This window comes from Streptomyces cylindrosporus (assembly GCF_022698165.1).
GTDB classification, from domain to species: Bacteria; Actinomycetota; Actinomycetes; order Streptomycetales; family Streptomycetaceae; genus Streptomyces; species Streptomyces cylindrosporus.
In genome coordinates this window covers 174,193-200,610 of the sequence record NZ_JALDAY010000015.1, presented here as the reverse complement: position 1 = coordinate 200,610, position 26,418 = coordinate 174,193, and the positions used below count along the sequence as shown (strand labels likewise).

The following is a 26,418-nucleotide window of genomic DNA, read 5'->3' as shown; positions in this document are numbered from 1 at the left end:
GGCCCGCTCCCCCAGACCTCGGCACCGCCCCCGTAGGATCCATGCACGTGGCACACACCTTCGAAGATCTCGTGACCAGGCAGCGCGCAGCCGACGACGCGCACGCTCAGGTCCTGGCACTGCGGGACAAGAACGAACAGGGCGAGCAGCAGGCTGAGGCATACGGCGAAGCGTGGATGGCCTGGCGCGACCTCGCCGCCATCGCCCAGGCCGCGGTCACCGAGTACGCGAAGAACGAGGGCAAGCCGCGTAGCGTGGTCGAGGCCGAGGTGAAGAAGGCAGTACGGCACCCCGAGCCCGCTGCTGGCTGATCGCCTTCAGCGGGTGGAGATCCGGTACTCGCCAGCCTCCGGCGCCCAGTCGGGCGCGAAGCCGGGGTCGTCGTACTCCTCGGCGATGGGCTCGCTCGTCTCGACGGGTGACTCTACGGAGGCGTGATCTTCGATCATGGCGCCCAGCATGCCAGCCCACTACGACTCGTCGGGCCAGGCCGTCAACAGGCTGCCGTTCTCCTCGTCCACGAGGCTGACGCGCGCCCCGGGCGTCCCCCAGGTGCCCACCCACGAATCGAACTTGCCGCGGGCGGTTTCCTCGCGGCCCCACCAGCCATGCATGGTGGGGCGGTCGCCGGTCGCCAGCGTGAGGTGGAAGCGCTCCGGGCTCATGTCAGCCTGATTCCTCGCGCCCGGCGGCGATCGCGAATGATCGCGTGCTTCGCCTCCAGCTCGCCGAGCTGGTAGTGGACGCCGCCGACGCTCATGCCCGCTGCGGCGCAGAGTTCCTTGACCGTCGGGGCCTCTCCGTCTTCGGTGATGCGCTCGCGGATCACGCGCAGGAGGCGGGCCTGTACGTCCGTGAGGTAGTCGACCTTGTTGCGGACCATGCCTAGATTAGAGCGCGTGTTCGAATTACTGGACAAGTCGACATGCGGGGCTCCAGCGTCGGCTCCACGCTGGAGCCATGGCCATGGACCGCCCAGTGATCGTGTACCCGCCTGACGAGGACGGCGGCCGTCGGGTCCGTATCGACGGGGTGATCCTGGGCCGCGCGTTCCGGGTACGGGACATCGTGGAGTTCCTGCGCCGGGCAGGCCTGGAGGACTGGGACCGCATCGACGTGATCACCTCGAAGTTGATCGAGTGGCGGGGCGGCGGCCCGGACGAGTGGAAGCGCTGAGGCCCCAGACACGACGAAGGCCCCGCCGCCCGAGGGCGGCGGGGCTCAGTAGACGATCTGTAGCGTCTGTAGAGGTCAGGCCAGGGTCAGCTGACGAAGATCGCGATGACCGCGGCGACCACACCGGCAACCGCGGTGAGGGCGCCGATCTGTGCCAGCGGCCAACGGCTCTGCTTCAGTGCCTCGATCTCCGCGCGCAGCGGCTTCAGCTCGTCCTCGCGGATCTTCTTGAGTTCGTCGTCCATGTCGCTGCGGAGCTGCCGGACGTCGGCGTCGGTCCGCGACGTGCGTTCGACGAGGATGCCGAGCGTGCCCTTGATGTTCTCCAGACCCGTGTTGATCTCCCCTCGTAGCTGAGCCAGCTCAACAGCGACGTTCGTCGTCGGGTCCGGGGCCGCGGTCATGCCGAGTCCTTGGTCCCCCGGTTCGGCACCTTCCAGACGATGCCGAGTCCGCCGACGGCCGCGAGCACGATGGTGACGACTTCAGCGGTCGTCAGTGCGCCGTCCTGGACGGCGGTGCCTGCCGCTGCGGTTGCGGCGGCTGCGCCGCCCACGATGGCCTTCCACATGCGCGAGACCTTCATGGCTCAGTCCTCCTGGAGCTTCGCGCCGAGCTGTTCGAGGGCGGCCTTCGCGCCGGCCTCGGCGGCGGCCTGGACCTCGGCCGCGGTGAGAGCGCCGCCCTGGGCGAGCGTTCCGATCGTGGCGGTGAGCGCGGCTACCTGAGCGGTGAGCGCGGCAACTGCCTTGTCCACGCGCCTGATCCGGGTCGTGTTGTCGTTGACGTGCGAGCCGAACGACCAGTAGTGGTCAGGGCTCGACTCGTCGTCGGAGTAGTCCGCCGCGTCCTTCGGGGCCAAGAAGACTCCGTCCGTCCCGGCCAGCGTCTCGACGTCGTCCTTGGTCAGGGCCATGTCCTGGTCCTCTCCGGCCGCCCACGCGGCCATCTCGGCGCGGCTGGAGAACGCCGCGACGTTGGTGTCCAGCGGTGTGGACGTGTACTGGTGGATCACCCACTTCGCCTGGATGCTCGGCTGGCCGGGCTTGCCGTTGTACTGAGCGATCCACAGGCCGTCTCCTGCGTAGGAGGTGGTGTCCCGCCCGGTCCAGTAGGACTGGGAGCAGTACAGGAGGACCTTCCGTCCGCCGGCCTTGCTCCGCAGGTACTTGATCGCGGAGTCCTTCTCCGCGCAGGAGACGCCTGCTTCTTCCCAGTCGACGGCCATCAGCTCGCCGGCGCGCGGCGCTGCGTGCGCGAGGAAGTAGTCCATCTGCGCGGCCAACGACGAAGTGGCGCGCAGGTAGTGGTAGTGGCCGACGACGCGGCCGTTCGCACGGGCGCGGGCCACCTGGTCGGCGTGCTTGGGGTTGACGTACGAGACGCCCTCCGTCGCCTTGACGAACACGAAGTCGCATCCCGTCAGGTCGTACGTCGCGCTCTGGTAGTTCGAGACGTCGATGCCCTTGATCGTCATCGCGCTGCACCCTTCCTCTCCGACTGGCCGTCAGCGCGGCGGGTGAGGCCGAGTACCATGCGGGCGGTCGCCTCCGCAGCGACCTCCCACGCGGTCTGGATCTGAGTGCCTAGGTCATCCCAGGCGGGCATGGGTTCGCCGCGGTAGTTCTTGCCACCGGTCGCGCCGCCGTACGCGGCGTACGCGGCCTTCGCGAGCTCGGTCGGGTCATGGCGGGCCATCACAGATCGGTCTCCTCGCCATTGCGGTAGACGGTGACCTTGGATTCGGGGAAGGCTGCCCGTACGTCGGCCATCTCCTGACGCATGGACAGGGCGACATCGGTCTGCGTGCCGAGGTGGTCAAGGATCCCGTAGATGACCTTCGGGCTGTCCTCGCAGCCGGGACTGTTCTTGATGCCCTCGGCGTAGTTGCTCGCCCAGATGCCGAGGATCCGCAGCTCGTGCTTGGTCAGCGTCACGGTCGCCGTGTCGTCGGCGTCCGCCGGGATGGCTGTGGAGCCGCAGTGCGGGCAGGCGCGAAGCGGCTCCCCTTCGGGATCCACCTCGGTAATTTTCCGGCAGTGGCAGCACAGGAGCCGCAGATTGCCGGGCGGTGGCTGGGACACGGAAGCCTCCTTCGATGGTCAGGCGGGGATCCACACCCCGTTGCGGACGAAGCCGTGCATGTTGCAGCAGCGCCACAGGAGGCTCGGCTCCATGTGTAGGGGCTCGCGGGAGACGAGGGTGTGCTTGTGCGTTCCCGCTCCCACCCACTGCCCGCTCACCGTGCGGTCCTCGGGAACGCCGGCCAGAGCAGCGCACCGGTGCCAGAACATCGGGTTGGCCTCGTCCTCGAGCCAGCCGTAGTAGAGGTCCTCGGTGAGCTGGGTGAGGCCAGCTGTTTCCAGCCCCGGCCAGTCGGTCGGGGGCTTGCTCCGGTCAACGGATGGCACGAGCGTCTCCTCTCAGGCGCCTGCGGCGAGCGACCGACCGGTGAGGGCGGTGTAGTCGGCGCGCATCGTGGCCAGGTCGAGGCCTGCGCGGTCGCGGCCGGTCTTGGGGTCGACGAAGTCGGAGGGGTTGAACACGGCCCAGGCCTCGTCGCCGTACACGTCCCACCAGCGCCAGGTCATCCGGTGGACGGTGCCCCACGTCACGGCGTCCAGGCCCCGCCTGTCGTAGGCGCCGATGGTGATGCAGTGTCCACCGAGGACGGGCGAGCGCTTGAGGGACCACACCTCTTCGCCGTTGAACTGGTCCTCGGCGGCCTGGGTGATGGTGACGCCGCAGTAGATCTGCCCGAACAAGTGGATCGCCTGCTTGACCTCGTTGTGGTCGTCGACGTTGATCCGGGCGTACGCCAGGTTCTTCTCGCCGCGGAAGCCGTGCGTGTGCCAGTAGGCGAGGACGTCCTGGCACACGGCCCCGTTGTCGGTGCTCGGGTCGCCCGGGCGGTAGCCGAAGTGGCCGTAGTACTTGAGGCAGTCGGCGGTGCTGATGTCCAGGCGCAGGCCCTGGTTGGCGTACGCGTCACCGATGCGCTTGTGGGCGATGCCAGCGATCGTGCAGTCGCCGACCTCGTCGTTGCCGAGCATTCCCCACGCGTCGGCCGGCACCGGGCTGAGCCAGTCGGCCGCGGCGGGTGGCGCGGGGAGATCGGTGGTCAGGAGGCGGGAGACCTTGAGGTGGGGGCGGTCGGGGTCGTGGGGCCGTCGGCCGCCGCGGAACGTGATGACGGGACGGGGCACGTCAGCCTCCGATCAGGTGGTGTCCGAACCACACGCAGAAGGTGGCGATCGCGGCGATGCCGAGGGGTCGCCACGGGCGCGCCGGGCTGATGCCGGCGGCCCGTCGGATGAGTTCGCTGGCGTTGTCTCCGCTGCGCCGGTTGGCGATGGCGAGGCCCTCCATGACGGCGAAGGAGCCGGCCGGGATGGCCCACAGCCACAGGGGGAAGTCCATGTCAGCCTCCGGCGGTCTCGATGAGCGCGTCGACCTGGTCGAGCAGGTCGGATCCGACGGTCAGGCGGATGAAGCCGAGCGCCTGACGGGTCAGTGCGGCGACCTGGGCGACGGCGTCCTCGGTGGTGGCCGTTCCCGCGGCCACCGCGTCGAGGTAGGCCTGGTTGGCGGCGAGGTCCGCGCGGGCCCGCTCTATCAGCGCGGCCTGTGTGGCGCGGCGAGCGGCGTCGGCGAGGGCCTGGTCCGCGCAGGCGTTCTCGGCGTCGGTGAACGGTCGCTCGACGACGAGTGCGCCGGCCTCGTAGCGGCGGTAGGTGCGGGAGGGAACGTCCCACTGCTCGACGACGGAGGCATCGCGTGCTTCCGACGTGAAGGGAGGCGGCGAGTCGGCCGCCGGTTCTTCCTCTTCCGGCGTGGACACGCTCAGGCCTTGTAGGTGTAGACGATGACGATGCCTGCTGCGCCTGCCGAGCCCGGCTGGGCTGAGCCCCCGGACGGGCCGTTGGATGCTCCGGAGGCGCCACCGCCGTAGATGTCGCCGTCGAAGCCGTCGTCGGAGCCCGATGCGGTGCCGGTGGCGCGCCCGCCGTGGCCGAGGAAGGCGTTGCCGCCCTGATTGCACTTCACGGGGAAGCCGCCCACCACGACGCCGGCGCCCCCGCCGCCGCCCTTGATTCGCCAGTCCCCGCCGGTTCCGCCGGTACCGCCGTTGGCGCCGCCGACGGACACGTTGCCGGTGCTCGCGGCGCCGCCCGCCGTGCCGCCGCCTCCGCCGACGGCGGTGATCAGCGCGCCGAAGGAGCTGTTGCCGCCGGCGCTGCCGTTGTTCGCGCCTGCTGAGGCAGCAGTTCCGCCCGCGCCGACGGTGACGGCCTGGCTGCTGCCGGCGGCCGTCGCGGTGAAGACTCCGCGCGCGTACTCGCCGCCACCGCCGCCGCCCGCGCAGGAGCCTTGGTTGGTGGTGGTCGCCGGGACGCCCCCCGAGCCTCCGCCGGCGGCCTGGACGTGGACCTCGACCCACAGCGCGCCGGAGGGCCGCGTCCACGTGCCCGATGCGGTGAACACCTGCACGTCGACGGAGCCGGGGATGACCGCGTCGGCGTTGGTCGCGAGGGTCTGGAGCCATTCCCAGATGCGCGTGTGGTCCGAACTCTCCGGGTACGTGAGTCCCTTGCCGGTGGTCTGGCTCAACTGCTTCTCCTCCAGTACAGCGTGAGCGTCCACGCAGCGGACCAGGAATTGCGCCCGGCGAGCCGGATGTACGGGTCGTCGGAGCTGACGGTGATGCACAGGCCGCCGCGGGTGCCGTCGACCATGGCCTGACCCCACGAGACAGGTAGGACGAAGGTGGTTTCCCAGGGGCTGACCTGGTGGATGACGCCGAGCGAGGGCCCGCTGGTCGACTCGTTGAGGGTGGGGAACGACGAGGGACGCGTGGACTGGGAGACCAGGCGCATGGTGGGCGAGCGCTTGCCGTAGTCGCCGGACGTCAGGCGCCGCAGCTTCACCGTGGCCTTGGTGATGGTGGCGCCGGACAGGGAGCGCGGCTTGCTGCCGTAGAACGCGAAGCCGCTGTTGCGTCCGAACGACGATCCGCCGTAGCGGCCCTGGTAGGTGTCGGCCGACGTCGACGAGCCGATGTCGGTACGCCAACCGCCGTCCCGCCAGGTCGAGGTCGCGACGGGCGTGCACACGAGCGAGCCGGTGGTGACGGTCGGCTTGGGTGCGGGTGCCGGGTCGCTGGCGGACGGGGTGCTGTCATCGGCCGCGGGCGGAGTGGGGGGCACAGCGGGCGCGGCCGTGATGACGGCCACCGCCCAGTAGGTGGATCCGCGGCGCAAGATGAGGATCTTGTCCTTGGCGGCGACGGTGACGGCCGGGACGACGCGCACGGTGACCTGGATGCCGCCCACGGAGGCCAGACAGGCTCCGCTGGCTGATGCGGTGACCGCGACGCCGTAGAGGACTCCTTGTCCGGCCAGAGATACGCGGGTGTCTGCCCAGTCCGCCATGTCAGAGCACCCTCACGGTCAGGCTCATCGTGTCCGGCGCGTACGGCAGCGACAGGCCCTCGATCATGCAGGGGGCCGCTGTGAGGCCGGCACCGGTGGCGGAGATGACGTCGCCGGTCATCAGGCCTGGGTGGGGAACCATGGTCACCGTCAGCTTCCGGGACGCGGAGCGCCGCAGCTGGATCAGCTTGGCCGCAGCGGCGGCCCGGCATTGCGCGACGCTCGTCATCAGCGACGACGAGAACGGATACGGGACGGGCAGCGAGTTGAACGGGCCCCCGTACATGAAGGGGCTGTTCGGGTCGGTGTCGTAGGCGACGCCCTGGACCGTGTTGCCGTTGGCGTCCTCGCCCTGGGCGACGACGCAGTTGAAGGCGCCGTCCCTGGTCGTCGCACCCTGCCAGCGCAGCACCGTGCCTCCCGTGCCATCGGTCAGGGCCAGAACCGGAGTGCCGGTGTCGGTGAGCGGCTCCACGAACAGGGTGCCGTCGGTGGTGACGGAGGCGTCGGCTGCCCACGAGTCGAGGATCTCGGTGAGACCCCCGAGGCGGTCGTCGTCCCACTGCATGCCGACGGGCACGGACTTGTCGGTGAGGCCCGAGTCGAACTGCACGGTCAGGGCGGGCTCGACGAGGGAACGGATCGTCGAGGTGAAGGTGCCCGACGGCTGGAACGGGGCGACGAACTTGGCCTCATCGATGAGGGTGAGCAGCCCTTGCGCGGTGACGGTGACGGTGTCCTCGTCGGCTCCGGACTCGGTGATCAAGAACCATCCGCGGTCGATCCACTCGAAGTCGCCGCCGATATCGACGCCGTAGGAGACGCGCAGCTGCTGGCCATAGGCGGCGAGCGGGTGGGCGGGGTCGGCTCCGGGGTCCCAGTCGAAGCCGCGGTCGCGGCGGGGCACGGTGAGGCTGACGCGCTCAGGCACGTTGAGGGACCGGTCTCGGTCCTCGCTACCGCTGTCGACGGGGATGTCCGCGGCGAGCAGCTCGCCGTCGAGCCACGATTCGGCGCGTACGCGCATGGTGAAGGACCGCTGTACGACCGAGAGCGCGGTGGCGGACATGTCGAGCACGAGGTCACCCGAAGTCGAAGAGGGCGATGGCGAGCAGGGTCGCGAAGTCCGCGGCCAGGTCGGCCAGCGTCGTGTAGTTGTCGGCGATGTCCTGGAGGGTGAAGCCGGCGGCTTCGAGGGCGTCGGGCCACGGCTCGGTCTCGGCGGTGTTCAGGTCCCACATGCGGAAGGGGATGGTCCAGGTGCGGCGTTCGTCGTCGTCCAGGAGGGCTAGGTGGCCGTCGACGCCGGCAAGGGTGACCTGCTTGCGGATGAGGATCACGCCCTCGGTGGCGTTGTCGAGGACGTCCTGGAGGGCGTCGCCGTCGTCATCGGTGTCGGTCGAGACGGTGACCTGGGCCTGTGCCGCCGATCGGGGCCTGCCGACGACGACGTATCGGCCGCCGACGTTGAAAACGCTGGCGTCGCGGGTGCGCTTCTTGTCGTCCCAGCTCTCAATGAACACCTTCGCGCCGGTGCCGCGGACAGCGTCGGAGATGACGTCCCCGGTGACGGTCGAGGTGATCGGTCCCGAGTAGGCCGTCCAGGTGTTGCCGTTGACGTCGGTCAGCTGGGCGGCGTAGTTCAGGCTCACGCCGAAGGGCTGCTCGGCGTCCACGCGCAGGAGGGCGTCGACGCCGGTGGTGTCGATGGCGGAGGCGGCCCGTACGGCCGTCAGCGTCGTGCCGACCTGCCGGTACATGGTGACGCTGGTGATGTCGTCGGCCTCCAGGCCCGTAACGGCCACCAGGTTGCGAGGCGGGAACACGCTCTGCGGGGAGGCGTTGACGTCGGAGCTGGCCTCCCGCAGGCGCAGGACACCGGCTACGCCAACGGATGCCGTCGCCAAGGTCGCGCTCACCGTCGGCGCCTGGGCGGTGCTCGACCCGGTCGACACAACGCAGCTGGCCGATGTGACGGTCAGTCCGTTGCCGGTGGCCACCGCATTGTCACTGCGCTCGGTGACACCGCCGAAGGCGACACCGGTGGCGGTGATGGCCTCGGCGGTGAGGGAGTCGGCGCCGTTACCGATGCTGTAGCTGATCCAGGTGAAGTCGCCTGCTTTGAACGTGAGCGCCGTGGACGTGGCCGCCGAGAACCCGGTTCCCGAGCTGGTGTCCTCGCCGAAGCTGACTGCCCAGCGCCATCCGGTGCCAGCGGTGCGCGTGAACGTGAAGATGCGTCCGGCGATCACGGAACCCGTAGAGCCCGTGGGGATCGCGGTGGTCGGGTTGGCGTCCGATCCCACTAGCACCCGGGTAAAGAACGTCAGCCTCCTGGGACCTGCGTTGGAGCCGAAGGTTCCTCCGCCGCCGGAGAAGGTGCCGGCGCGGGTCCAGCCGCTGGGCGTGGACGGGATCGAGTCGTTCGTGTGTCCCGAGGCGACGACGAAGAGAGCCAGCTGGTTGGCCACGGGCGTCGGGAGGACGGCCGTGATGGTGTCCGTGTGCGTTACCCCGGCGCCGGTGTTGGTCAGCGTGATGGTCATCCGCGCCTCCCGACTCTCGCCCGGTACGCCTGCCGGTCCTCGCTCGCCTTGATCTTCGGGGTGACCTGCACGTCGATGAGGTCGCGCAGGGCCGCGTCGTTGTACTTGACCTGGACGTCGAAGGCAGCCGCGAAGCCGTCCGAACCGAGCATCTGGGCGAGTTGGTTGAACGCGGCGTCGCTGCTGGTCGCCTTGGCCCCGCCGTACGCGGAGTCGGCGAGGCGGCGGGCGGCGGCCTCGACGTGCGGCCGGTGGTCGTCCATGCCGCGGGCCATGCCGAGGGCGAGCTGCTTGCCGATCTGGTCCCGGAACACACCGGACGGGGACTTGATCTTCAGCTTCTTCTTGATCGACTTGATCAGTCCGTCGGCGAGGCTCTCCATGGCCTTCTGGAGGTCCTTTTCCTGGGCCTTCAGCCCGGCCAGGAAGCCCTCACCAGCGTGTTTCCCGCTGTCGTACATCGTGTCGGCCATGGACTTGCCGAAGTTGTCCGCCAGCTTGTTCCCGGACTTCACCAGGGAGTTCAGCTTGCCGATGTCGCCGGTGGTGACGCTCTTGTCGCCGAGGATGGTCGCCAGCTGGCTGCCGGGGCCGGCCTCGGCGAGCTGTTCGAGTAGTTCCTTGGAGGCGCCGCGCGACTTCAGGGACTTCGTGAGGTTGGCGAAGCCGGAGACGGTCTGCTGCCCGGACTGCATCTGTGAGATGAGGCCTCCCACGGTGGTCGCCGACGTGCCGGAGATCGACAGGAAGTCCTTGATGCTGCTGGACTGGTCGGCGGCGTACTCGTTGGCCTGCTTGATGGTCGCGGCGACCGAGGCCTTCTTCGTCGCCAGGGACTGGAGCTTCTCCCCCGCCTTGAGGACCGAGTCCGCGAACTTCTTGCTCACGCCCGCGTTCTGGAGCTTGTCGATCATCGACTTGATGGCCGAGCCGATCGCCGCGGCGGTGCCCGTGGTGAGGGTCTTCTTGAAGCCGTTGTTGATCGCGTTCTCGACGGAGATCTTCGTACGGCGTTTCGCGTTGGCGAGTTCCTGCTGGGCGGCCTTCAGCCGGGTCTTCGCGGCCTGGATGCCGTAGTGCCGCTCTTGGGCCTGCTCCAGCTCCTTCTTGGCCTGGTTCACCTTGGCCTGGGCGTTGGCGACGGTGCCGGAGGCGTAGCCGGGCAGGCGGATCCCGTGCGTCTTCGCGAAGGCGATGGAGTCCTCATGGTTGAGGACGTCCTCGCCACCGCCGAAGTTGACCAGCTCGGCGCCCTTCTCCCCCACCCACGCCAGACCGCGCGCTGCTCCGCGGGTGCCCTTGGCGTACCAGTGCGGGGAGCGGGACAGCCATGCGCTGTACGCGTTGACGGGGTTCCCGTAGCGGCTGGCGATGTACGACAGGCCCCACTTGATCTGCGTGGACGCGTTCGTCTTCCAGTCCGCGCCGGCAGAGGCCATCTTGCTGGCCGGCAGTGACTGTGGGATGCCGTAGGCGCCTGAACTCGCGTTGAGGGCGCGCTCGTTCCAGCCGCTCTCCCCGTTCCACAGGTTCTTCAGCGCAGCCCACTGGGGGCCGGACCAGCCGCGGGTCGCAGCGAGCAGCTGGCCGATCTGCTGGTTCTTCGACGAGCCGCTTCCGCTGCCTCCGCCGAGGCCGAGGAAGCTGAGGATGTCTCCACCGAGCCCGCCGAGAGCCTTCAAGGCCTTGCTGGGCAGGCTGGAAACGGAGACGAGGCCCTTCTTGACGATGGCCGCCAGGGCCTTCGGCAGGGACCCGAATACCTTGGTCGCGATGGATTTTCCGCTCGTCTTGGCCATGCCCTTCATCAGTCCGGCGACCAGGTGACCGCCGATACCCATGAAGACCCGCGAAGGGGAGCGGATTCCGAAGAAGTGCTTTACCGCGTTGACGACCGGATCGACGAGATATTTCTTGATCCAGCTGCCAATTCCCTTTACGGCGCCGACGATTCCGTTCTTCATTCCGGAGACGAAGGCTGCGCCTTTGCTCTTCAGCCAGCTTCCGGTGTCCTTGAAGGCGTTTACTGCCGGGCGTCCGGCGGTCCGCCATACCCATCCGCCGAGGCCCTTCGCGCCGTTCACGACGCCGGTCTTCAGGCCGCCGACGAAGGAGCTGCCCTTGCTGAGGAGCCAGCCCCCGACGCCCTTGAAGGCGTCCACGGTCGGCCGGCCCGCGGTGCGCCATACCCATCCGCCGAGGCCCTTCGCGCCGTTCACGACGCCGGTCTTCAGGCCGCCGAGGAAGGCCTGTCCCTTGCCGATGAGCCATCCGCCGATCTTGGCGAACGGCTTCAAGGCCCAGCCGATCACTTGGCCGATCCACTTGCCGGTCTGGGCTCCCGCCTTCAGGATTCCGCGACCGAATCCGCCGATCATTCGGTCCCCGGCCGCGACGAACCGGGCGGTGTACCCCAGGATGTTCAGGGCCAGCTTGCCGATGATCTCGCCGAGCTTGCCCTTTGTCGCCGGGAAGACGTGCACGAAGCCGTCGGAAATTCCCTTGAGGACGCTGGATCCGAACTTCCCGATCGGCTTCACAACGAACCGCATGAAGCCCTTTTCGACAAAGCTTCCCAGCCCCTCAATTCCCTTCAGGAGAGGCGAGAAGGCTTTGAGAATTGGGATCTTCGTGAAGAGCTTTTCGAGAACACCGGCCGCTTTCCCGATGGGGATAATCGAGAGGACGGCAAGGATCGTGTCAAGCCAGTGCTTTTTCCAAAAATCCAGGTGGAAAAGAGGCTCGAAAAGGTTGACGATAAAGCCGATGGCGAACGGAATCGCCTGACCGCCGACCGACTTTCCGACGTTGACCCAGTCGATGCTCGCGATGACGCTGCCGACCTTCTTCGTCAGGTCCGCGGCATGCTTGCCGATCCAGCCGAACGCGGTACTCAGGCCCTTGCCGAGGCCGGAGCCGAGCGTGGACCAGTCGATGTTGCTGACGCCGCCGCTGATCGCGTCGCGGATCTGCGAGCCGATCTGCGTGGCCTGCGACTGCGGCAGGACCATGGGCGCCTTGTCGACGCGCGGGGTCGCGACGTTCTTCGTGCCCTTGCCGGACAGGCCCGAGAAGAAGTCGCCGACCGCGGTCTTCGCCGCGCCGAGCCGCTTCTTCAGGGCTCCGACCGGCACCATGTCGGCGAGGGCGCCGCCGAAGTGCTTGGCGGCGGGGACGCCGCTGGTGTTGACCCAGCCGGCGAAGTCACGCACGCCGCCGGTGATCCCGGACAGGACCTTGGTGGCTCCGGTCAGGACGCCCGAGTCGCCGATCTCGATCATCAGGCCTTCCCAGGCGTTCTTCAGCCTGGTGATCTCGCCGCGCCAGCCCTTCATCTGGACCTTGGAGATCTTCTCGGCGGTGCCGCCGGAGTTCTCCAGCTCCTTGGTGAGGCCCGCGAGCTTGTCGGAGCCCTGCTGGATCAGCGCGGCCATGCCCGGGCCGGCACGCTGACCGAAGATCGTCATGATGTCGCCGGTGGTGGCGCCCTTCTTCGCCAGCTGGCCGACGATGTCCGTCAGCGGGCGCAGCTTGCCGCCGGACGTGGTGACGCTGACCCCGAGGTTGTCGAGCGTCTTCTTGATCTTGTCGGTGGGCGACAGGAGGCGGGTGACGGCGCCGCGCAGCGCGGTACCGGCCATGGAGGCCTTGATGCCGGCGTTGCCCATGAGGGCGGTCGCGGCGGCTGCTTCCTCGAACTTGATGCCCGCCTGGTGGGCGATCGGCCCGGAGTACTTGAAGGCCTCGCCGAGGTCGTCGACCGAGGTGTTGGCCTTGACGGAGGCCTTCACCATGGCGTCGACGGCGTGCGGGATCTCCTTGACGGACATCCCGTAGCCGGTGAGGACCGACGTGGTGATCTCCGCGGCCCGGGTCAGGTCCAGCTGCTCGCTGGAGGCGAGCGACAGCACGCTGGGCATCGCGCCGTAGATCTGGTTGACGTTCAGGCCGGCCGTCGCCAGCTGGGCCATCGCGTCGGCGGACTGGGCGGCCCCGTACTGGGTGCTGCGGCCGAGCTCCTTGGCCTGGTTGCGCAGCTTCTCCAGCTGCGAACCGGTCGCGCCGCTGAGGGCCTCGACGCGGTTCATGTTCTTCTCGAAGTCGCCCGCCATCTTGAGGACGGAGACTCCGAGGCCTGCGGCGGCGACGCTGCCCGCGGCGAAGGAGCGCCGCAGGGCCGCACCCACTCCGGCGCCGGTCCGGGAGAGGCCGTTCGCCGCGCCGCTGACCCTGGCGAAGGTCCGGCTGGCGTTGTCGCGGGCGATCAGGTCCCACACGACCCGGCTGGTACGCGTCGACACGCCGCGCCACCTCCCCTCGCTGGGGTCGGGGCGCGGTGGCGCCGTTCAGTACGTCAGGTCATACGTGTGCGGGACAGCGGGGTGTTACGTGATGTCGCGGGCCACGCTGTCGGCGGCCCGCTGGATGTTCTGCTGGGCGCGCAGCCCCATGGGCTCGACCGTGCGGTAGAAGTACGGCTGCGGGGGCTGCTGCACCCACACCTCCCGGTTGCCGTAAACCGGGTGCCTCCAGCGGGGCTTGACGCCCTCCATGTACGCCTGGAGGGCCTTCATCTTGTCGGGCATCTTGCGGCCGTCGACGCGCAGCCTGACGCCCGCGTCCCGCCCGGTGGTGCGCACTTCGAGCTTCACGGCCCGCGACATGTTCCCGCGCAGCCCGTCGGCGCTGTAGCCGCGCTTGGAGGGGATCTGCCGGATCGCCTGCCGCACGGCCGGCACCATGGGCTTGCCGGCCGCCCGCAGTTCCTGCCGGAACCGCTTCTTCAGCTCCGGGTTGTTCATGCGCCGCAGCTCGGCCGTGATCCGCGCGAGATCCCGGCCGGTCCGCAGAGTCACATCAGCGACCATGGCCCCTCCTGATCCAGTTGACCGAGTTGGGGTCCGGTGGGAACAATCGGCCCAACTGCCAAGGGGGGAAAGCATGGTCGAGATTCAGAGCAGCACCAGTCTCAAGGTCACCGAGAAGTCCAAGCGGGACGGGATCACCTTCGCCGAGCTGTGCGAGCTGGTGGACAAGGGCCGCGAGCTCGGCGTCGATCCCAGCACGCTGGTGAGCGGCGACACCTGGATCCGCAACCGGCCCGGGGACCGGGAGGGTTACCGGCTGCGGTACCTGGAGCTCTAGTCCGTCAGCTCCGGCTGGGCGCCGGCGTCCTTGGCGAGCTCGTCGCACGTGTCGGCGAGCGCGTCGAACTCGAAGATCGTCAGGGCGCCGATGTCGGCAGGGGTGTACTTGAAGTAGTAGGCGAGGGGACCGAGGTAGCGCCAGTACCGTCCGTCGGGGTCGCCCCACTGGCGGACGGCTGCGTAGGGTCCGCCGCTGCTGCAACAGCAGCGACGGCCGCTTCATGGACGTCCTGCACGGCCTGCTCCGTGGACTCGGTGTCGACGGGGGGCTGGACGACGTCGAGGTTCACGTCTGCGAGGTCGAGGGTGTCCAGGTCGGAGAACCGGAGGGTCTCCCCCGTGCGCTTCTTCGCCAGGAACACGAGGGCGGCGATCGCGTCCGCGTCGCCGTCGTCGATGCCGGCGAACAGCTTCGGCACCGTGAGGCCCGTGAGCGTCTTGATCTCACGGGCCTCGGCTACGAGCATCTTCTGGTCGTCGAACTCGTAGACCTGGCCTTCGACGGTCAGCTTGATCACAGGGTTGTGTCCTTCGAGACGATGCGGACCTGGATGGCGGGGTTGACCTCGTCCGAGTAGGCCTCGAAGTCGGTGCTCATCGAGACGACGTCGGGGCCGCCCACGTTCGGGGCCGCCTGCTTGAACTTGACCGCCGGGAGGACGAACTCCAGGGTTTCGAGGTTGCCTCCGCCGGCGTCGGCGCCGGTCAACGCCAGCACCAGGGCCTTGGTCGTGTTGGAGGAGAACACGTCGTACAGCTCGGTCTTGCCGAACTCGGCACCCAGCGACCCCGTGATCGTCGGGGTGTCGTTCTCCAGCTGCTCGGCCTTCAGGCCGGAGTTGCCGATGCCGTACCGGTCGGCGGCCACCGGTACGGCCCCGGCGATGGTGATCTCGTTGATGATGGTGGCGACCGCTGTGTTGCTGGCGACCGTGGTCTTGCCGCTCGCTGTCGTCGCGGTGCCGCCCAGCTTCAGCGTGGCGGACGCGAAGCTGAAGACCGCCGACCCGGACACGTACGCGGGCGCGGCCAGCGCGGTCGCGGTGTCCTCGCTGCGACCGTCGAAGGTGAGCTTCAGCGTCGGGATGGCGTTGTCGGAGAGGCTGAACTCCCAGGCAGTGACCTTGCATCCGGCGAACGTGAACGGGCGCACGGTGCCGGTGGACGGCTCGGGGCGTCCGACCTGGATGGTCAGGCCGAGACCGCGGTGGTCGCCGGGGACGTGGATCTGCTCGTACGCGGTCGAGCTGCTGATCTGGGTGGGCACCGCGCTGGAGGCCAGGGCGTGCTTCCACAGCAGTCCCATGTTGCGGGTGGCGTGCTCGAGGGTGACGTCGCCGGACACGCTCTTGCGGGAGATCGACACGCGGCTGGCGCGCTTGAACTTGGTGCCCACGCGCAGTCCGGTGGGCTCCAGGAACGTGGGGTCCAGCTTGAGGGACTCGTCGTTGAACTCCAGGGCGTGGTCGGGGGTGACCAGGGTTCCCCACACGCTCTCCTGGCCGACCATCAGCTGTGCGTCGAGACCGGTTCCGGTCGCCATCAGTCCTCGCCGCCCTTCTCGTCATCGGCCGCGGGGGCCTTCTTGGTACGGGAGGTCGGGCTCACGACCGCCCAGCGGGACTTGGGGAAGGCGCGCGCGTCGGCGTCCTCGCCGCACACGTACGCGTCGTCGGTCTCTTCCAGGGGTCCGGCGACGGTGACGACCTGACCCTCGTCGACGGGCAGGCTGTTGGGACTGCCGGGGGGCGCGTACAGGTGCACGGCCTCCCCGAGGTTGCGCAGGCGTACGGCGCCCATCGGTGTCTCCTTGCTCGGCGGTCAGATGCGGGTGGAACTGGTGAGCGTGAACGGCATGCGGCCTTGGATGCCGCGGTCGGTCTGCTCGGTGTGGAAGGTGTGCTCGGCGATCGAGCAGATGGAGGGCGGGGGCATGCCCACCGATGGGTCCGCCCGTACGACGGCCTCGACCTCGGCGAAGATCTCGAAGGTGCGCTTCCGGCAGGCCTTCACGTCGGTCGTGCCGCGCCGTACGAGCACGGCGCAGGTCAGGAGAATGGCCTCGTTCTTCGCCTTCGCGCCCAGGCCCGCCCACTCCTGGGTCGTCTGGGCCGTCATGTACTCGCCCTCGGGGTCACCGTCGTAGCCGACGAACACCCACTCCGTGGCCGCCGAGTCGGTGACGAACGGCCCATCGACGACCTGTACGCCGGACAGGCCCGAGGCGGCCGTGAGGGCCGCGACGAAGTTGTCGATGAGCTCGGGTACGCGGGAGCTGTCCATCTACGCAATCCCCGGGAGTGGTGTGTCGAGCAGTTCCAGGGCCCGGCGCGGAAGGGCGAAGCCTCGGCCGGACATGTAGGTCGGCTCTTCGCCGCCGCCAGGGACCGCGCCCATCTTGCCGCGCTGGGTGTCCCACAGGTGCTGGATGATGATGTTCGTCGCCAGCTGGTAGTCGTCCGGGACGATCCGCAGGCCGGCCTTGTAGACGAACTGGACGTCGCCGCTCAGGGGCGCGCCTGTCTTCGCGGCAACGAGGCCGGTGGCCGAGTCGACGTCGAGGTCGGCGACGTTCCATGTCGTGGCCCCGTCCGGGCTCTGCGCGCTGACGAGGGCGAGCACGGGAACGTTGCTCAGCAGGATCTGGCCGTCGCCGTCGGCCGCGCGCCGCTCGGTGAAGGAGCGCCGGGCGACGATCGTGCCGAGTTCCCGCTCCACGGCCAGGGATGCGCCGGTGATGAAGCCGCGTAGCTCGTCGTCCTGGCTGGTGTCCGCCAGGTCGATGTTGAGCTGCTTCTTCGCGTCTGCGAGCGACACGATCGCGACGAGGGTCTGCTCGCGGACGTCGAACACGTCGGTGTACGCGTTGGCGTAGGCGCCCGTGGCCAGCCACCGTACGAGGTGTCGCCCGGCCTGCGTGGTGGCGTAGTCGTAAGTGTAGGTCCCGGTGCTGACCGGGGTAACCGGGGTGACGGTGACCGTGCTGTCGTCCGGCAGCGTGATCGTCAGGGCCATGCTCCCGGCGTTCACGAGGGTGCCGCCGGCGTCGGTGACCGTGACCCCGAGGGGGACGACGTCGCCGAGGTCGTACGCCATATCAACTCCCGCTCAGGACCGGCCCGGTGCGGGCCAAGGAGGTGAGGGTGGGCGCGTTCCGTGCGACAGCCCCCACCGTGGTCTTGCGCAGCAGATTGAAGTTGTCGAACTCCGCGTAGTCCCCGGCGCCGCTGTCGCGGTGACCGGCGAGGATCACTTCAAGGTTCGCCTCGGCCACCCAGGCCGGTGAGGTCGCGCTGCGGCGGGTCGTCCAGGTCGCGCCGTCCGCCGAGGTGTCCCAGGCCAGCGTCCCGGCGCCCTCGCGCAGCCTCACCCATGCGTGCGCGGACGGCGAGTAGATCAGGGCCACTTCGTTCGGGTCGCCGTAGCCGGTGCGGGAGATGAGGTGCAGCAGGCCGGTGACGAGGTTGAGGCTGAAGCCCGCGTCGGTGCCGCCGACGCTGGACAGAACGAGGACCTCCGCCAGGGCCTCGACGCCGGCCCCGCCCGCAGCTGGCGGATAGACGCGGCAGGCGATCTGCGATCCGGCCAGCGTGTACGCGGCGGCCGAGGCGTAGGCCGAGTAGGCGGTCGTGCACGGCACCCGGGCCCGGCCGCCCACCTCGACGATGTCGCCGTACGAGCCAGACCACGTGGCCGGGTCGCGCACGCCGTCGTCGAAGTCGTCGACGAGCAGCCCGAAGCCGGGCACCTCAGTCCTTGGCCGGCGCGGCCGTCGTCTTCTTCGCGGCGGTCTTCTTCGCGGGCGCCGCCTGCTTGGCTAGCGTCTTCGGCTGCGAGTCGCCCGCGCCCGGCGTGACGGCTGCGGCGGTCTGGGTGGTCAGCGTCCGCTTCTCCACGTCGTCGTCAGGTGCCGGCCGAGTCTCTTCGTCGCCGATCGCCTCCGACGCTTCCTCATCATGCTCGACGGGCTCGGCCATGCCGGAGGCGCACAGAGCGGTCGCCTCGTCGTCGGGCAGCTCGACGGTCTCGCCACGCGGCGGCCAGGGGACCCCGTTGCGCGAGCCGGACACGGTGGTCTTCATACGGATCTGCATGCTTCCTCACAGCAGGTAGAGGACCAGCTCGGAAGAGCCGGTGCCTGAGCGGTCGATGAAGATGCCGGTCGCGAAGTCCACGGGCGGCAGCGGACCGGCCTGGCTGCCGTTGGCGACCAGGCGGGCGATCGCCTTGATCGCCCCGCTGGCGTCGGTGCCGTCCCGGAAGGTCACGTCGGCCGAGTTGGTTCCGCCGGTCTCCCGCGCGGAGAAGCCCACGAGCGTGCACGCCCCGGTCACGGCCTGGGCGTCGGCCGTGCCGGTGGCGAGGGGGATAGCGCGAGCCATCAGGCGAGGATCCCGGCGTCCTTGAGCACCGCCGTGATCGCGTTGAGCCTGGTCACGATGGTCGCGAAGTTGTTGTTGATCGCGGCCTGCGTCGGCGTCGCGGTGACGTCGACCGTGCCCGCGGCGGGGGTACCTGCGGCGCTCGTCAGAGCCGCGAGAGCTGCGCCGACGGCAAGCGACAGGTCGGTGGCGAGTACTTGCTGGCCCTTGGCCATGGCATCTCCCAGAAGTCTCGGGCTGGACGGCCGGAGGCGGTGTGTGCCGCCTCCGGCCGGAAGTTGCGGGTCAGGAAGCCCCGCCGGCGAACGTCTTGACGGCGCCGGTCAGGTCGACGAGGGCGCCGTCCGCGCGCATGAGCGCCCGGAAGGTGACCAAGTCGGTGTTGAAGGCGTAGTCGTCCGAGCGCTCGAAGCGGATGCCGCCGGCGAGCCGCACGAAGTACTGCGACATGTCGCCGAAGGCCACCGACTTCGCCGACAGGCCGACCGCGGCCATGTTCGGCTCGGTCAGCACGGGCTTGCCGAGGATCGTGTCCGGGACGCCCGCCTGGAGACCCGGCTGCCAGATGTACTGGCCGGTCGTGTCCTTGAGCTTGCGGGCGTTGGCGATCGACGAGTCCGCCATCATCCACACCGCCGCCTCCGAGCGCCGGTAGGGGGCGATGACGGAGAAGAACAGGTCGATGAGGTTGTCCGAGCTGAACGCGCCCGTCACGCCGGTGGCGCCGGTGACGCCCGTGGTCGCGTCGGTGACCACACCGCGCGGCTGGCCGGTGCCGGTGCCGGTGATGGCGTGCGCGCCGAACGCGTTGCCGAGCGCGCGGCCGGCCTGCATGGCGAGGTAGCCCTCCAGGTCGACGCCGGTGTCGTCCAGGAGCTCGCGGGAGACCTGGATGAGGGCGCCGTACTTGTAGGCGCCGAGCGGGACCTGGCCGAACGTGGGCTCGCTGGCCCCGATCGCGTTGCCTTCGGTGACGATCGCCGCCGTGGAGTGCGCGGTGGTCTTCGGGATCTGGATCGTCTCGCCGGAGTCGGTGTTGAGGATCGTCGCCCCGGACTGGAGGATCGCGCTGGTCTGGATGAGGTGCTGGACCAGGCGGTCGTAGAAGTTGGTCGGCACCGTGTTGCCGCCGGCCGTCGCGGAGCCCTTGGTGAGGCTACGGACGTCGATCGGCCCGGACGGCTTGACCTCGTAGAAGCGGGGACCCTCGCCGCGCATCCAGTTGCGCAGCTCGGAGGCCTGCTGGCCCTCCGGCGGCTGTGGGCCGGTGCCCCGCTGGCCGCTTCCGCCGCCCTGGCCGCCGCCGTTGCCGTGCAGGCGGTTGAAGGCGTCGTCGGCGTCCTTGGCGCGCTGCTCGGTGTCCAGCGCGGACTTGATGCGCTTGTCGAGGTTGTCGAGCTCCTCGGTCATCGCGTCCCACTGGCCCTGCTCCTCGGCGGAGAAGGCGCGGTTCTCCTCGCTCGCCTTGTCCGCGAGCCCCTTCATCTGCTCCCAGACGCTGGCGCGACGCTCGCGGAGCGTCTGAACCATTCCTGACATGGGTGGACTCCCGTCCGATCGAATCGATCTCGACCGGGAGCCCTCGCGGTCCCGCACCCCGTGGGGTGCCGGTGGCCAGCGCCTTTGCGCAACTGGCGGTCCGCTGATCCCTCTCCGTGTCACACGCAGCCCGTTGTGTGCTTCGCCGCGCCCAGAGCGGACGCCGACCGGGGGTTGCCCAAGTCGACGCCGTGGCGGCGCGGTTACGCGGTCCAGGACGGTCGTGCCGCCCCCTCGTGAGGGGGTCTTGGTGATGCAGTGCGTACGCGGCCCGAAAGGGCTCAGACGTACGGGTCTTCGCGCCGGGCCAGGAGCGCCGCAGCAGCAGCGGGCCCGAACATGCCCTTCTTCTTCCGCACGGCCGGCGTCGGGCCGTCGCTGCGGACGAAGAACTTCCGCAGCTCGTCGGCCTGGGCCATCGACCGGACCTCTTCGAGGTCGGCGTCGAACTTCGTCGCGAGCGAGCGCAGGCCAGCCGAGGTGTCGTTGTAGGCCGGGGTGTTGACCGGGGCGACGTCGACGAGCTGCACGCCGAGCAGGCGCCGCAGCGGGTAGCCCTGATCGGTCATGGTCCAGTCGTCGTCCAGCGTGCGGAACGCGAAGCTGGACTTGCGGACGTCGCCCCGCTCGACGAGCTCGGTGACGTAGGACATCGATGACGGCGGCAGCACGTCGTACGACAGGCCGTACGAGTCGATGCCCATGCGCAGCGTGCCGGCCGCCGTGGTGCCAAGGAGCGCCATGTCGTCGTGGTTGTAGCGGGCGATGACCTCCGGCCAGCCGTCGCCACGGCTCTGGTTGAAGGCCACGGGGTCGACGACCTCGATGAACCCTCCGAGGTTCTTGGACTGCCGGTTGAAGGTGGCCGCATAGCCGCCGATGCGCTTGGCGCCGTCGTCGGCGCGCAGTTCGGCCTTGCCGGTGTCGCCGGAGGTGTACCGGCGTTCGATCTCCACAGTGCCCTCCAGGCTGTTCTGACCGGTGATGCTGCCGTCGGCTCCCCAGTTGCTGGGGATGAGGTCGCTCAGGCCGATGGCCTGGGCGCGCTTGATGATGTGGGCGCGGATCGCGTTGTGGCTGGCGCCGCCGCGGCCCACCGCGCGGATCGCCGCTTCGAGGTCGTCGCGGCCGTGCATGTCCGTGGGACGGATCGGATACGAGCCGTCCGGCATCGCCCATCCCTGCGCGGCTGCGTACCGGCGTGCTGCCGCGTCCAGGTCGGCGGGGTTCGGGGTGGTGATGTTGCCCTGATCAGCCATGCTGCTGTCCCCTTCCCGGGATCAGGCGCAGGCGGGGGTCGTCGTCGCTGCGGATCGTGGGCGGGGTAATGGAGACGCCGGCCGCGATGGGCAGCGGTGTGTAGTCCTGGCCCTGGCCGTTCGGGAGCGGCGCGAGGTCCTCGCGGTTGCGGATCTCGTCGATGTTCATGCCGCCGATGAGGCGGGCCTTCTCGTAGATCCCCCACCGGGTCAGCGGGTCCAGGCGGATCAGGGCGTCGGCGTCGAACTTCACGCACTGCCCGCGCGGGGTGAGCATCGTGAGGTGCGACTCCAGCTTCGACATCCACGGCAGGAGCGTGAGTTGGATCAGTTCGATCTCGCGCTGCTCGGGGCTGCTGTAGGACATCGAGCCGCCGGTCTCGCCGCCGATGAGCTCAGGCGGCACGCCGTAGATGGCCGCGAGCTGCGTCGCGCCGAGCTTCAGCGTGGCGATGAACTGGGCCTCGTACGCCGGGACGGTGATGGCCGTGTAGTCCCAGTCCTTGCCGTGCACGATCGGCTGCCGGGAGCGGATCGCCTCGACCAGGCGGGCCTTGATGATCGCGGCTTCCTTCTGGTCGATCTTCTGTGTCGTCGACTTGAAGGTGCCGGGCGGGACGCCGCCGGTGGCGTGCCAGGCCTCCATGTACTCCTGCGCGGCCAGGTTCGTCGACGCCATCGACGCGAAGGCGCCGATCGGGCTGAGGCCGAGAACCTTGCCCGGCAGCGTGAACCAGGGGATGTGCACGATGTCCTCGGCGTCGACCCGGCTCCCGAGGACGTACCAGATCGGGTTGACGAACGAGCCGGGGCCGTACGGCATCGAGTCGACGACCTGGACCCAGTCCATCGGCAGCCACTCGACCATCGTCGGGTAGCCGTAGTAGTCGCGGGCGGTCACGTAGCCGACGGCGTTGCCCCGGTAGACCATGCTGAGCACGGCCCGCCAGATCCAGTCGTTGAGGTTGCCCTGTGTCGAGGGGCTCGTGAAGAGGCTGGAGAGTTGCAGCCGCTGCACGCCGGCGGTGGTCTCGCGGTACTGGCGCAGCGGGGCGGCGGCGATGTTGCTGGCGAGCAGACGGCCGGCCGCGTACACCGGCGCCAGGCGCAGCGCGCGTTCGGTGCTGACCGAGCCGGAGTTCGGGGAGCCGCCCTGATCCCAGGGCAATGAGGTAATGGCGCGGCTCTCGACTGCGCCACGCGACTCAACGCCGACGATCCATGCGCCGGCGCGGGCGAAGCCGCGCGCCGCGACGCCGAGCCGACGCCCCCAGGTGGCGCGCGCCGTCGCGCGCCAGCTCGCCGTACGGCCGCGGGCGTCCATCCACACGTCGCCGACCAGGACCGGGCCCCCGTCGTCGTCGCGCCGCGCCGTCTTGCGCCAGGGCAGCTTCACGCGCGCTCGCCTACCAATCCTCGTCGTCCGGCTCGTAGTTGGCGATCCAGAACCCGACCCGGCGGCGCAGGGACCAGATGACGTTGGCGCGCGCGATGCGCCACCGGATGCGCCGCGGCAGCGGCTTCGGCGGGGGCGGCGGCTCCATGCCGGGCGGCAGCGGGAGACCGGCGTCGAGCAGCTGCTCGACGGTCACGGGAACGAGGGCTCCGAGCTTCTTCACCTGGAGGTCCGGGCCGTCCACGCGCACCTCCTAGAAGACCGAGTCGAGGACGTCGTATTCGGCGTCCGCCAGAAGGTGCGAGCGGCTCGCGTAGCTCCAGCGGGCGAGGGTCATGGCGACGAGCGGGCTGATGTCGACCTCGGAGCCGTTCGAGGTCCACGCGATCGTGTCGCCGGACTGCTTGGTCTTCGCGCCCGCGACCGCGGTATCGAGATGCTGGTTCGGCATGTACCGGAAGGCCTGCTCACGGACTCCTTCGAGGACCTGGCCGGCAGCGGCCGCCATGTCGATCGCGGAGGTGACGGCGAGGTCCCCGGCCTGCGGCGCGTCCTTGTCCTCCGGGACCTTGAAGTCGGCCTCTCGGAGGGCCGTGTCGAGGAAGGCGTGCGTGCCGCGGCCCATCGCCACGGCGATCGGCTCCAGCGCTTCCCGGAGTTCGACCAGACGGGGCACGAGCCACTTGGTGCCGGGCCGGTAGTCGGCGAGCTGCACGTGCCCGAGACCGTCGTCGCGGACGCCGTACACGCACACCGCGGCGTAGTCGCGCAGCGGCGAGACGTCGACGCCGATGGCGATGCCGCCGTCCGTCGTGCGCCGGGACGTCTCGTCGGCCATCTGCGCCCACAGCTTCGGGTCGATGACGACGTTGCCCTGCGCGCGCTTCGGCCAGATGCCGAGGATCTCCCTCGCGAATCCCTTCGCCGACATGCCCCGGCGGTCGCGCACCATGGCCTCCGGGGTGACCCGCTTCCCCCAGGCCGGGTTCGTAGCCGCCCACAGCTCCCGGTCGTCCAGGTCGACCTGGTCCAGGTGGTCGAGGTCGCCGGCCGCGCCCCAGTCGCGGTACCCGAGCGAGTCGTCCCCTCCGGCTTCGGCTCGCGCGCGCAGCATGTACAGCACGTCGCCGGACTCGCCGTCCAGCGGGGGAGACGACGTGTAGATGATCTGCGGGTTGGGGCGGGCCCGCATCGTCGGCATCAGCGCGTCCTGCTGCATCAGCGTGTACGCGAACGCTTCGTCGATGATGACCAAGTCGCCGGAGAAGCCGCGGCCGGAGCCCTTCGAGCGGGCGACGAACTTGATCCTCGCCTCGGTGTCGAGGCGCTCGAACCCTTCCTCGCCGTTGGTGTTCGAGATCTTGATGCGGACGCCGTCGACCTCGTACAGGTTCTCGTTGTTGCCGACCTGCGTGCCGAGTCTCTTGATGAGCCTGCGGACGCGGCGGAAGGCCTCCATCGAGGTCTTGTACTCGTGGGCCGACCAGAGGATCGTCTCCTCGCCCAGGACCAGGAAGCCGATCAGAACCCTGATCTCGAGGAGGCTTCCCTTGCCGTTCTGGCGGGCGACTAGCTCGGCGTACTCGAAGCACGCCCACTTGCCGTCTGCCCGGCAGGCCAGCAGCAGGTCGATGGCGTCGCGCTGCCACGGGTCCGCGACGAGGCCGGCCTTCCGGGCGAGGTCGTCCGCCTCTTGGCCGAGCGTGTAGGCGTAGGGAGGGTGGACTTCAACTCTCGGCTTCGCGGCGGCGCTGAGCGATTCGCGCGGTGAGGTCGGCGACACCGACACCTCCCGCCGGATCCGCCTTTGCCGGTCCGGAGGCCTTCTGACCCTGCCGGATCTCCGCCAACAGCAGCTTGAGAGCGCTGGATTGCTGCCGAGACTCCGCCAACAGCCCCGAAATATCAGCGAATTGCGCGACATCGGGGTTGACATCCCCTGCCGGACGGAGCAACATGGCGTTCAGAAGGTCAAGCCGGTCAGCGATCCGACAAGCCTCCTCCAGCAGCACCAGGTGCGCCGGAGTCAGAGACCAGATCGCCAGGGACTCGCCCCACATCCGCCGGCCCCGCTCCCCCAGGCCGACGGGTTCCTCGATGGCCTCACTCACCAAGATCACCACCCCGGAAGACGGCTGCCGTTTTCTGCGGGGGGATATTTTTTTGAGTTGGGTGCGGGGTCATCCGCCCCCAAGATCAAAAAAGGCGATCTTGGTCGGGTGCAGCAAGATCCACGACGTTTCCGCAGGTCAGAGCCTTGATCATGCCTGGCGAGGCCTGGCGGCCGTGCCCGCACCTGCTGGCCCGTGGGCATCGCCGCAGGTCAGCCGCAGTGATCCGTCGGCCGCTGGGCGCGGCACCGGCCTCGCGGGGGCCGGCCGGGGGTCAGAGGGCGGAGGCGTCGACGGTGTAGCTGGGGCGTGGACGCTGGGCGGCTCGGAGCTGGTTGTTGCGGATGGTGTTGCACCGGCGATGAGCGAGTCGGACGTTCGATCGTTCGAGCGGCTCACCGCCGAGCCAGAGCGGATGGACATGGTCCACGGTGCGGCCCATGGGGTGGGTGGTACCAGGCAGGGACTGGTCGACGTACTGGTGACACCACCAGCAGTGGGTCTCTTCCTCGTAGACCTGGGCCTGGAGGCGGAGCCAGGGGCGTCCGCTACGGGCCTGCTTGGTACGTCGTGCGATGTCCTGCTCACTGAGCTGGGGCATGCGCACCACCCCTGACATGCCAGAGCCCGGCTCTGCGGCCGGGCTCATGAGGCAGTAAGCGCAACATGACACAGCATGCGCTGCGGCATATCCGCACGTCAAGCACGTTGTGCCGCTACATCGCTACATCGCCGCGTCGGTGCATCGGTACGCCTACTCGACCGCCACGACCCAGCAGTCCGCGATGTCGGCCAGATCCCACAGGGCAGTCGGCTGACCTCCGTTGGGATTGGCCTGATAGGCGGAGGCGGTGACGGCATGCCGGGCAGCCCAGCCACGGAATGATCCTGGCTTCATGCCGAGCGAGTAGGCGGCCATGGCCGTGGTGACGAGGGGCCGGCCGTCACGCCCGGTGGGGATGGTGGTCACAGATCCAGTGTGCCCGGCCTGGTCAGGGTGCCATCCTGGGTGCATGAACCGTCTGGTCCGTCGCCTGCTCGGCAGGCCTTCCATCAGTGAGCGGTACGAGTCCTTCGGCCGCGCCTTGGCGGAGAGCATGGCGGCTGGTCTGCGTGATCCGCGCCCGCTGACCGCAGAGGAGTGGGCCGAACTGGACGCGTATACCGGGGCCGTGGCCCGCCGGTCCTTCTCTGCGCTGTACGACGACGAGGACTGAACGGCGTACGCTGAACGCTTCCGGCTGGCGACGTGCCGGTAAGAGCGTGGAAGTACGGGTTCGAGTCCCGCTGCGCGCACCCAGTGGCGCGGGCATGGTGTAACCCGACCGGGAGGCTGGGGTACCGGGAGGGGACCGCGAGGTCGGCAGCACGCCACGCACGTCGCATCTACCAGAACTACCACTCGATCTACTAGATCGCCCGAGACTGGT

39 protein-coding genes are annotated in these 26,418 nt (G+C 69.2%); 4 read left to right on the top strand and 35 right to left on the bottom strand.

All coding sequences use genetic code 11. The features are described 5' to 3' along the window. Positions 1-47 precede the first annotated feature (47 nt). Positions 48-311, top strand: coding sequence for a hypothetical protein (locus tag MQP27_RS41415; RefSeq protein WP_242775370.1), 264 nt, complete (start codon positions 48-50; stop codon positions 309-311). 6 nt (positions 312-317) lie between these two features. On the opposite strand, the gene MQP27_RS51250 is transcribed toward MQP27_RS41415, so the two are convergent. The 3 genes from MQP27_RS51250 to MQP27_RS41405 are packed head-to-tail and all read right to left on the bottom strand — an operon-like array spanning position 318 to position 883. Continuing rightward, positions 318-449 carry a hypothetical protein gene (locus MQP27_RS51250; protein ID WP_278197150.1) on the bottom strand — a complete coding sequence of 44 codons (132 nt, stop codon included), beginning with the start codon at positions 447-449 and terminating at the stop codon, positions 318-320. Between the two features lie 21 nt (positions 450-470). After that, positions 471-665: a hypothetical protein gene (locus MQP27_RS41410; RefSeq protein WP_242775369.1), complete on the bottom strand. Its 195-nt coding sequence runs from the start codon at positions 663-665 to the stop codon at positions 471-473. Further along, on the bottom strand, positions 662-883 hold the full coding sequence (locus MQP27_RS41405) for a LexA family protein (protein WP_242775368.1): 222 nt from the start codon (positions 881-883) through the stop codon (positions 662-664). Before MQP27_RS41405 ends, MQP27_RS41410 begins: the two co-directional genes overlap by 4 nt. 77 nt (positions 884-960) lie before the next feature. Here MQP27_RS41405 and MQP27_RS41400 point away from each other — a divergent pair, with 77 nt between their 5' ends. After that, positions 961-1,176, top strand: coding sequence for a hypothetical protein (locus tag MQP27_RS41400; RefSeq protein ID WP_242775367.1), 216 nt, complete (start codon positions 961-963; stop codon positions 1,174-1,176). Between the two features lie 86 nt (positions 1,177-1,262). On the opposite strand, the gene MQP27_RS41395 is transcribed toward MQP27_RS41400, so the two are convergent. The 15 genes from MQP27_RS41395 to MQP27_RS41325 form a co-directional block, all read right to left on the bottom strand. Beyond that, entirely contained in the window at positions 1,263-1,580 is a 318-nt protein-coding gene (locus MQP27_RS41395) for a hypothetical protein (RefSeq protein WP_242775366.1), read from the bottom strand. After that, the gene (locus MQP27_RS41390) at positions 1,577-1,762 is read right to left on the bottom strand and encodes a hypothetical protein (RefSeq protein WP_242775365.1); all 186 of its coding nucleotides are present in this window, start codon (positions 1,760-1,762) and stop codon (positions 1,577-1,579) included. Before MQP27_RS41390 ends, MQP27_RS41395 begins: the two co-directional genes overlap by 4 nt. A gap of 3 nt (positions 1,763-1,765) precedes the next feature. After that, the gene (locus MQP27_RS41385; protein ID WP_242775363.1) at positions 1,766-2,653 is read right to left on the bottom strand and encodes a glycoside hydrolase family 25 protein; all 888 of its coding nucleotides are present in this window, start codon (positions 2,651-2,653) and stop codon (positions 1,766-1,768) included. Next, positions 2,650-2,874, bottom strand: a complete 225-nt coding sequence (locus MQP27_RS41380) for a hypothetical protein (protein WP_242775361.1) — start codon at positions 2,872-2,874, stop codon at positions 2,650-2,652. Before MQP27_RS41380 ends, MQP27_RS41385 begins: the two co-directional genes overlap by 4 nt. Beyond that, a complete protein-coding gene (locus MQP27_RS41375) occupies positions 2,874-3,197 on the bottom strand; it encodes a hypothetical protein (protein WP_242775359.1) in 324 nt (107 codons plus the stop codon). The genes MQP27_RS41380 and MQP27_RS41375 overlap by 1 nt, the downstream gene beginning before the upstream one ends. Before the next feature lie 81 nt (positions 3,198-3,278). Then, complete coding sequence (locus tag MQP27_RS41370; RefSeq protein WP_242775357.1) at positions 3,279-3,587, bottom strand: hypothetical protein; 309 nt, start codon at positions 3,585-3,587, stop codon at positions 3,279-3,281. Between the two features lie 12 nt (positions 3,588-3,599). Further along, positions 3,600-4,382, bottom strand: coding sequence for a hypothetical protein (locus tag MQP27_RS41365; protein WP_242775355.1), 783 nt, complete (start codon positions 4,380-4,382; stop codon positions 3,600-3,602). A 1-nt stretch (position 4,383) separates the two neighbouring features. Further along, positions 4,384-4,596 carry a hypothetical protein gene (locus MQP27_RS41360; protein ID WP_242775354.1) on the bottom strand — a complete coding sequence of 71 codons (213 nt, stop codon included), beginning with the start codon at positions 4,594-4,596 and terminating at the stop codon, positions 4,384-4,386. 1 nt (position 4,597) lies between these two features. Continuing rightward, positions 4,598-5,017 carry a hypothetical protein gene (locus MQP27_RS41355; protein ID WP_242775352.1) on the bottom strand — a complete coding sequence of 140 codons (420 nt, stop codon included), beginning with the start codon at positions 5,015-5,017 and terminating at the stop codon, positions 4,598-4,600. Positions 5,018-5,019: 2 nt separating this feature from the next. Further along, positions 5,020-5,787 carry a glycine-rich domain-containing protein gene (locus MQP27_RS41350; protein WP_242775350.1) on the bottom strand — a complete coding sequence of 256 codons (768 nt, stop codon included), beginning with the start codon at positions 5,785-5,787 and terminating at the stop codon, positions 5,020-5,022. Continuing rightward, positions 5,784-6,608 (bottom strand): hypothetical protein, encoded by an 825-nt coding sequence (locus tag MQP27_RS41345; protein WP_242775348.1) that lies wholly within the window; start codon positions 6,606-6,608, stop codon positions 5,784-5,786. Before MQP27_RS41345 ends, MQP27_RS41350 begins: the two co-directional genes overlap by 4 nt. A 1-nt stretch (position 6,609) precedes the next feature. After that, on the bottom strand, positions 6,610-7,677 hold the full coding sequence (locus MQP27_RS41340; protein WP_242775549.1) for a DUF5047 domain-containing protein: 1,068 nt from the start codon (positions 7,675-7,677) through the stop codon (positions 6,610-6,612). Between the two features lie 13 nt (positions 7,678-7,690). Further along, positions 7,691-9,154, bottom strand: coding sequence for a hypothetical protein (locus MQP27_RS41335; RefSeq protein ID WP_242775346.1), 1,464 nt, complete (start codon positions 9,152-9,154; stop codon positions 7,691-7,693). After that, positions 9,151-13,455 (bottom strand): phage tail tape measure protein, encoded by a 4,305-nt coding sequence (locus MQP27_RS41330; protein WP_242775344.1) that lies wholly within the window; start codon positions 13,453-13,455, stop codon positions 9,151-9,153. The genes MQP27_RS41335 and MQP27_RS41330 overlap by 4 nt, the downstream gene beginning before the upstream one ends. A gap of 84 nt (positions 13,456-13,539) precedes the next feature. Further along, on the bottom strand, positions 13,540-14,022 hold the full coding sequence (locus MQP27_RS41325; protein ID WP_242775342.1) for a hypothetical protein: 483 nt from the start codon (positions 14,020-14,022) through the stop codon (positions 13,540-13,542). Positions 14,023-14,095: 73 nt separating this feature from the next. Here MQP27_RS41325 and MQP27_RS41320 point away from each other — a divergent pair, with 73 nt between their 5' ends. After that, a complete protein-coding gene (locus MQP27_RS41320) occupies positions 14,096-14,299 on the top strand; it encodes a hypothetical protein (protein WP_242775340.1) in 204 nt (67 codons plus the stop codon). Positions 14,300-14,378: 79 nt separating this feature from the next. Here MQP27_RS41320 and MQP27_RS41315 read toward each other — a convergent pair whose 3' ends face one another. The 17 genes from MQP27_RS41315 to MQP27_RS41235 form a co-directional block, all read right to left on the bottom strand. After that, entirely contained in the window at positions 14,379-14,819 is a 441-nt protein-coding gene (locus MQP27_RS41315) for a hypothetical protein (protein ID WP_242775338.1), read from the bottom strand. Continuing rightward, on the bottom strand, positions 14,816-15,844 hold the full coding sequence (locus tag MQP27_RS41310) for a phage tail tube protein (RefSeq protein ID WP_242775336.1): 1,029 nt from the start codon (positions 15,842-15,844) through the stop codon (positions 14,816-14,818). The genes MQP27_RS41315 and MQP27_RS41310 overlap by 4 nt, the downstream gene beginning before the upstream one ends. After that, positions 15,844-16,101 carry a hypothetical protein gene (locus MQP27_RS41305; RefSeq protein WP_242775334.1) on the bottom strand — a complete coding sequence of 86 codons (258 nt, stop codon included), beginning with the start codon at positions 16,099-16,101 and terminating at the stop codon, positions 15,844-15,846. Before MQP27_RS41305 ends, MQP27_RS41310 begins: the two co-directional genes overlap by 1 nt. Positions 16,102-16,122: 21 nt before the next feature. Further along, positions 16,123-16,584, bottom strand: a complete 462-nt coding sequence (locus tag MQP27_RS41300; RefSeq protein ID WP_242775332.1) for a hypothetical protein — start codon at positions 16,582-16,584, stop codon at positions 16,123-16,125. After that, positions 16,585-17,397 (bottom strand): head-tail connector protein, encoded by an 813-nt coding sequence (locus MQP27_RS41295; protein ID WP_242775330.1) that lies wholly within the window; start codon positions 17,395-17,397, stop codon positions 16,585-16,587. 1 nt (position 17,398) lies between these two features. Beyond that, complete coding sequence (locus MQP27_RS41290) at positions 17,399-18,049, bottom strand: hypothetical protein (RefSeq protein ID WP_242775328.1); 651 nt, start codon at positions 18,047-18,049, stop codon at positions 17,399-17,401. A gap of 1 nt (position 18,050) precedes the next feature. Continuing rightward, complete coding sequence (locus MQP27_RS41285; protein ID WP_242775326.1) at positions 18,051-18,395, bottom strand: hypothetical protein; 345 nt, start codon at positions 18,393-18,395, stop codon at positions 18,051-18,053. Between the two features lie 6 nt (positions 18,396-18,401). Then, complete coding sequence (locus MQP27_RS41280) at positions 18,402-18,683, bottom strand: hypothetical protein (RefSeq protein ID WP_242775324.1); 282 nt, start codon at positions 18,681-18,683, stop codon at positions 18,402-18,404. Next, positions 18,683-18,898, bottom strand: coding sequence for a hypothetical protein (locus MQP27_RS41275; protein WP_242775322.1), 216 nt, complete (start codon positions 18,896-18,898; stop codon positions 18,683-18,685). Before MQP27_RS41275 ends, MQP27_RS41280 begins: the two co-directional genes overlap by 1 nt. 70 nt (positions 18,899-18,968) lie before the next feature. After that, a complete protein-coding gene (locus tag MQP27_RS41270; protein WP_242775320.1) occupies positions 18,969-20,222 on the bottom strand; it encodes a phage major capsid protein in 1,254 nt (417 codons plus the stop codon). A gap of 281 nt (positions 20,223-20,503) precedes the next feature. After that, complete coding sequence (locus MQP27_RS41265; RefSeq protein ID WP_242775317.1) at positions 20,504-21,481, bottom strand: HK97 family phage prohead protease; 978 nt, start codon at positions 21,479-21,481, stop codon at positions 20,504-20,506. Continuing rightward, positions 21,474-22,877, bottom strand: coding sequence for a phage portal protein (locus MQP27_RS41260; RefSeq protein ID WP_242775315.1), 1,404 nt, complete (start codon positions 22,875-22,877; stop codon positions 21,474-21,476). Before MQP27_RS41260 ends, MQP27_RS41265 begins: the two co-directional genes overlap by 8 nt. A 10-nt stretch (positions 22,878-22,887) precedes the next feature. Then, on the bottom strand, positions 22,888-23,121 hold the full coding sequence (locus MQP27_RS41255) for a hypothetical protein (protein ID WP_242775312.1): 234 nt from the start codon (positions 23,119-23,121) through the stop codon (positions 22,888-22,890). A 9-nt stretch (positions 23,122-23,130) separates the two neighbouring features. After that, complete coding sequence (locus MQP27_RS41250; RefSeq protein ID WP_242775309.1) at positions 23,131-24,660, bottom strand: terminase large subunit domain-containing protein; 1,530 nt, start codon at positions 24,658-24,660, stop codon at positions 23,131-23,133. Further along, positions 24,605-24,988, bottom strand: a complete 384-nt coding sequence (locus MQP27_RS41245) for a hypothetical protein (RefSeq protein ID WP_242775306.1) — start codon at positions 24,986-24,988, stop codon at positions 24,605-24,607. The genes MQP27_RS41250 and MQP27_RS41245 overlap by 56 nt, the downstream gene beginning before the upstream one ends. A 274-nt stretch (positions 24,989-25,262) precedes the next feature. Further along, positions 25,263-25,589, bottom strand: a complete 327-nt coding sequence (locus tag MQP27_RS41240) for an HNH endonuclease (RefSeq protein ID WP_242775304.1) — start codon at positions 25,587-25,589, stop codon at positions 25,263-25,265. 153 nt (positions 25,590-25,742) lie between these two features. Next, positions 25,743-25,958: a hypothetical protein gene (locus tag MQP27_RS41235; protein ID WP_242775302.1), complete on the bottom strand. Its 216-nt coding sequence runs from the start codon at positions 25,956-25,958 to the stop codon at positions 25,743-25,745. Positions 25,959-26,001: 43 nt separating this feature from the next. Between MQP27_RS41235 and MQP27_RS41230 the strand changes: the two genes are divergently transcribed. After that, entirely contained in the window at positions 26,002-26,205 is a 204-nt protein-coding gene (locus tag MQP27_RS41230; protein ID WP_242775300.1) for a hypothetical protein, read from the top strand. Positions 26,206-26,418 lie beyond the last annotated feature (213 nt).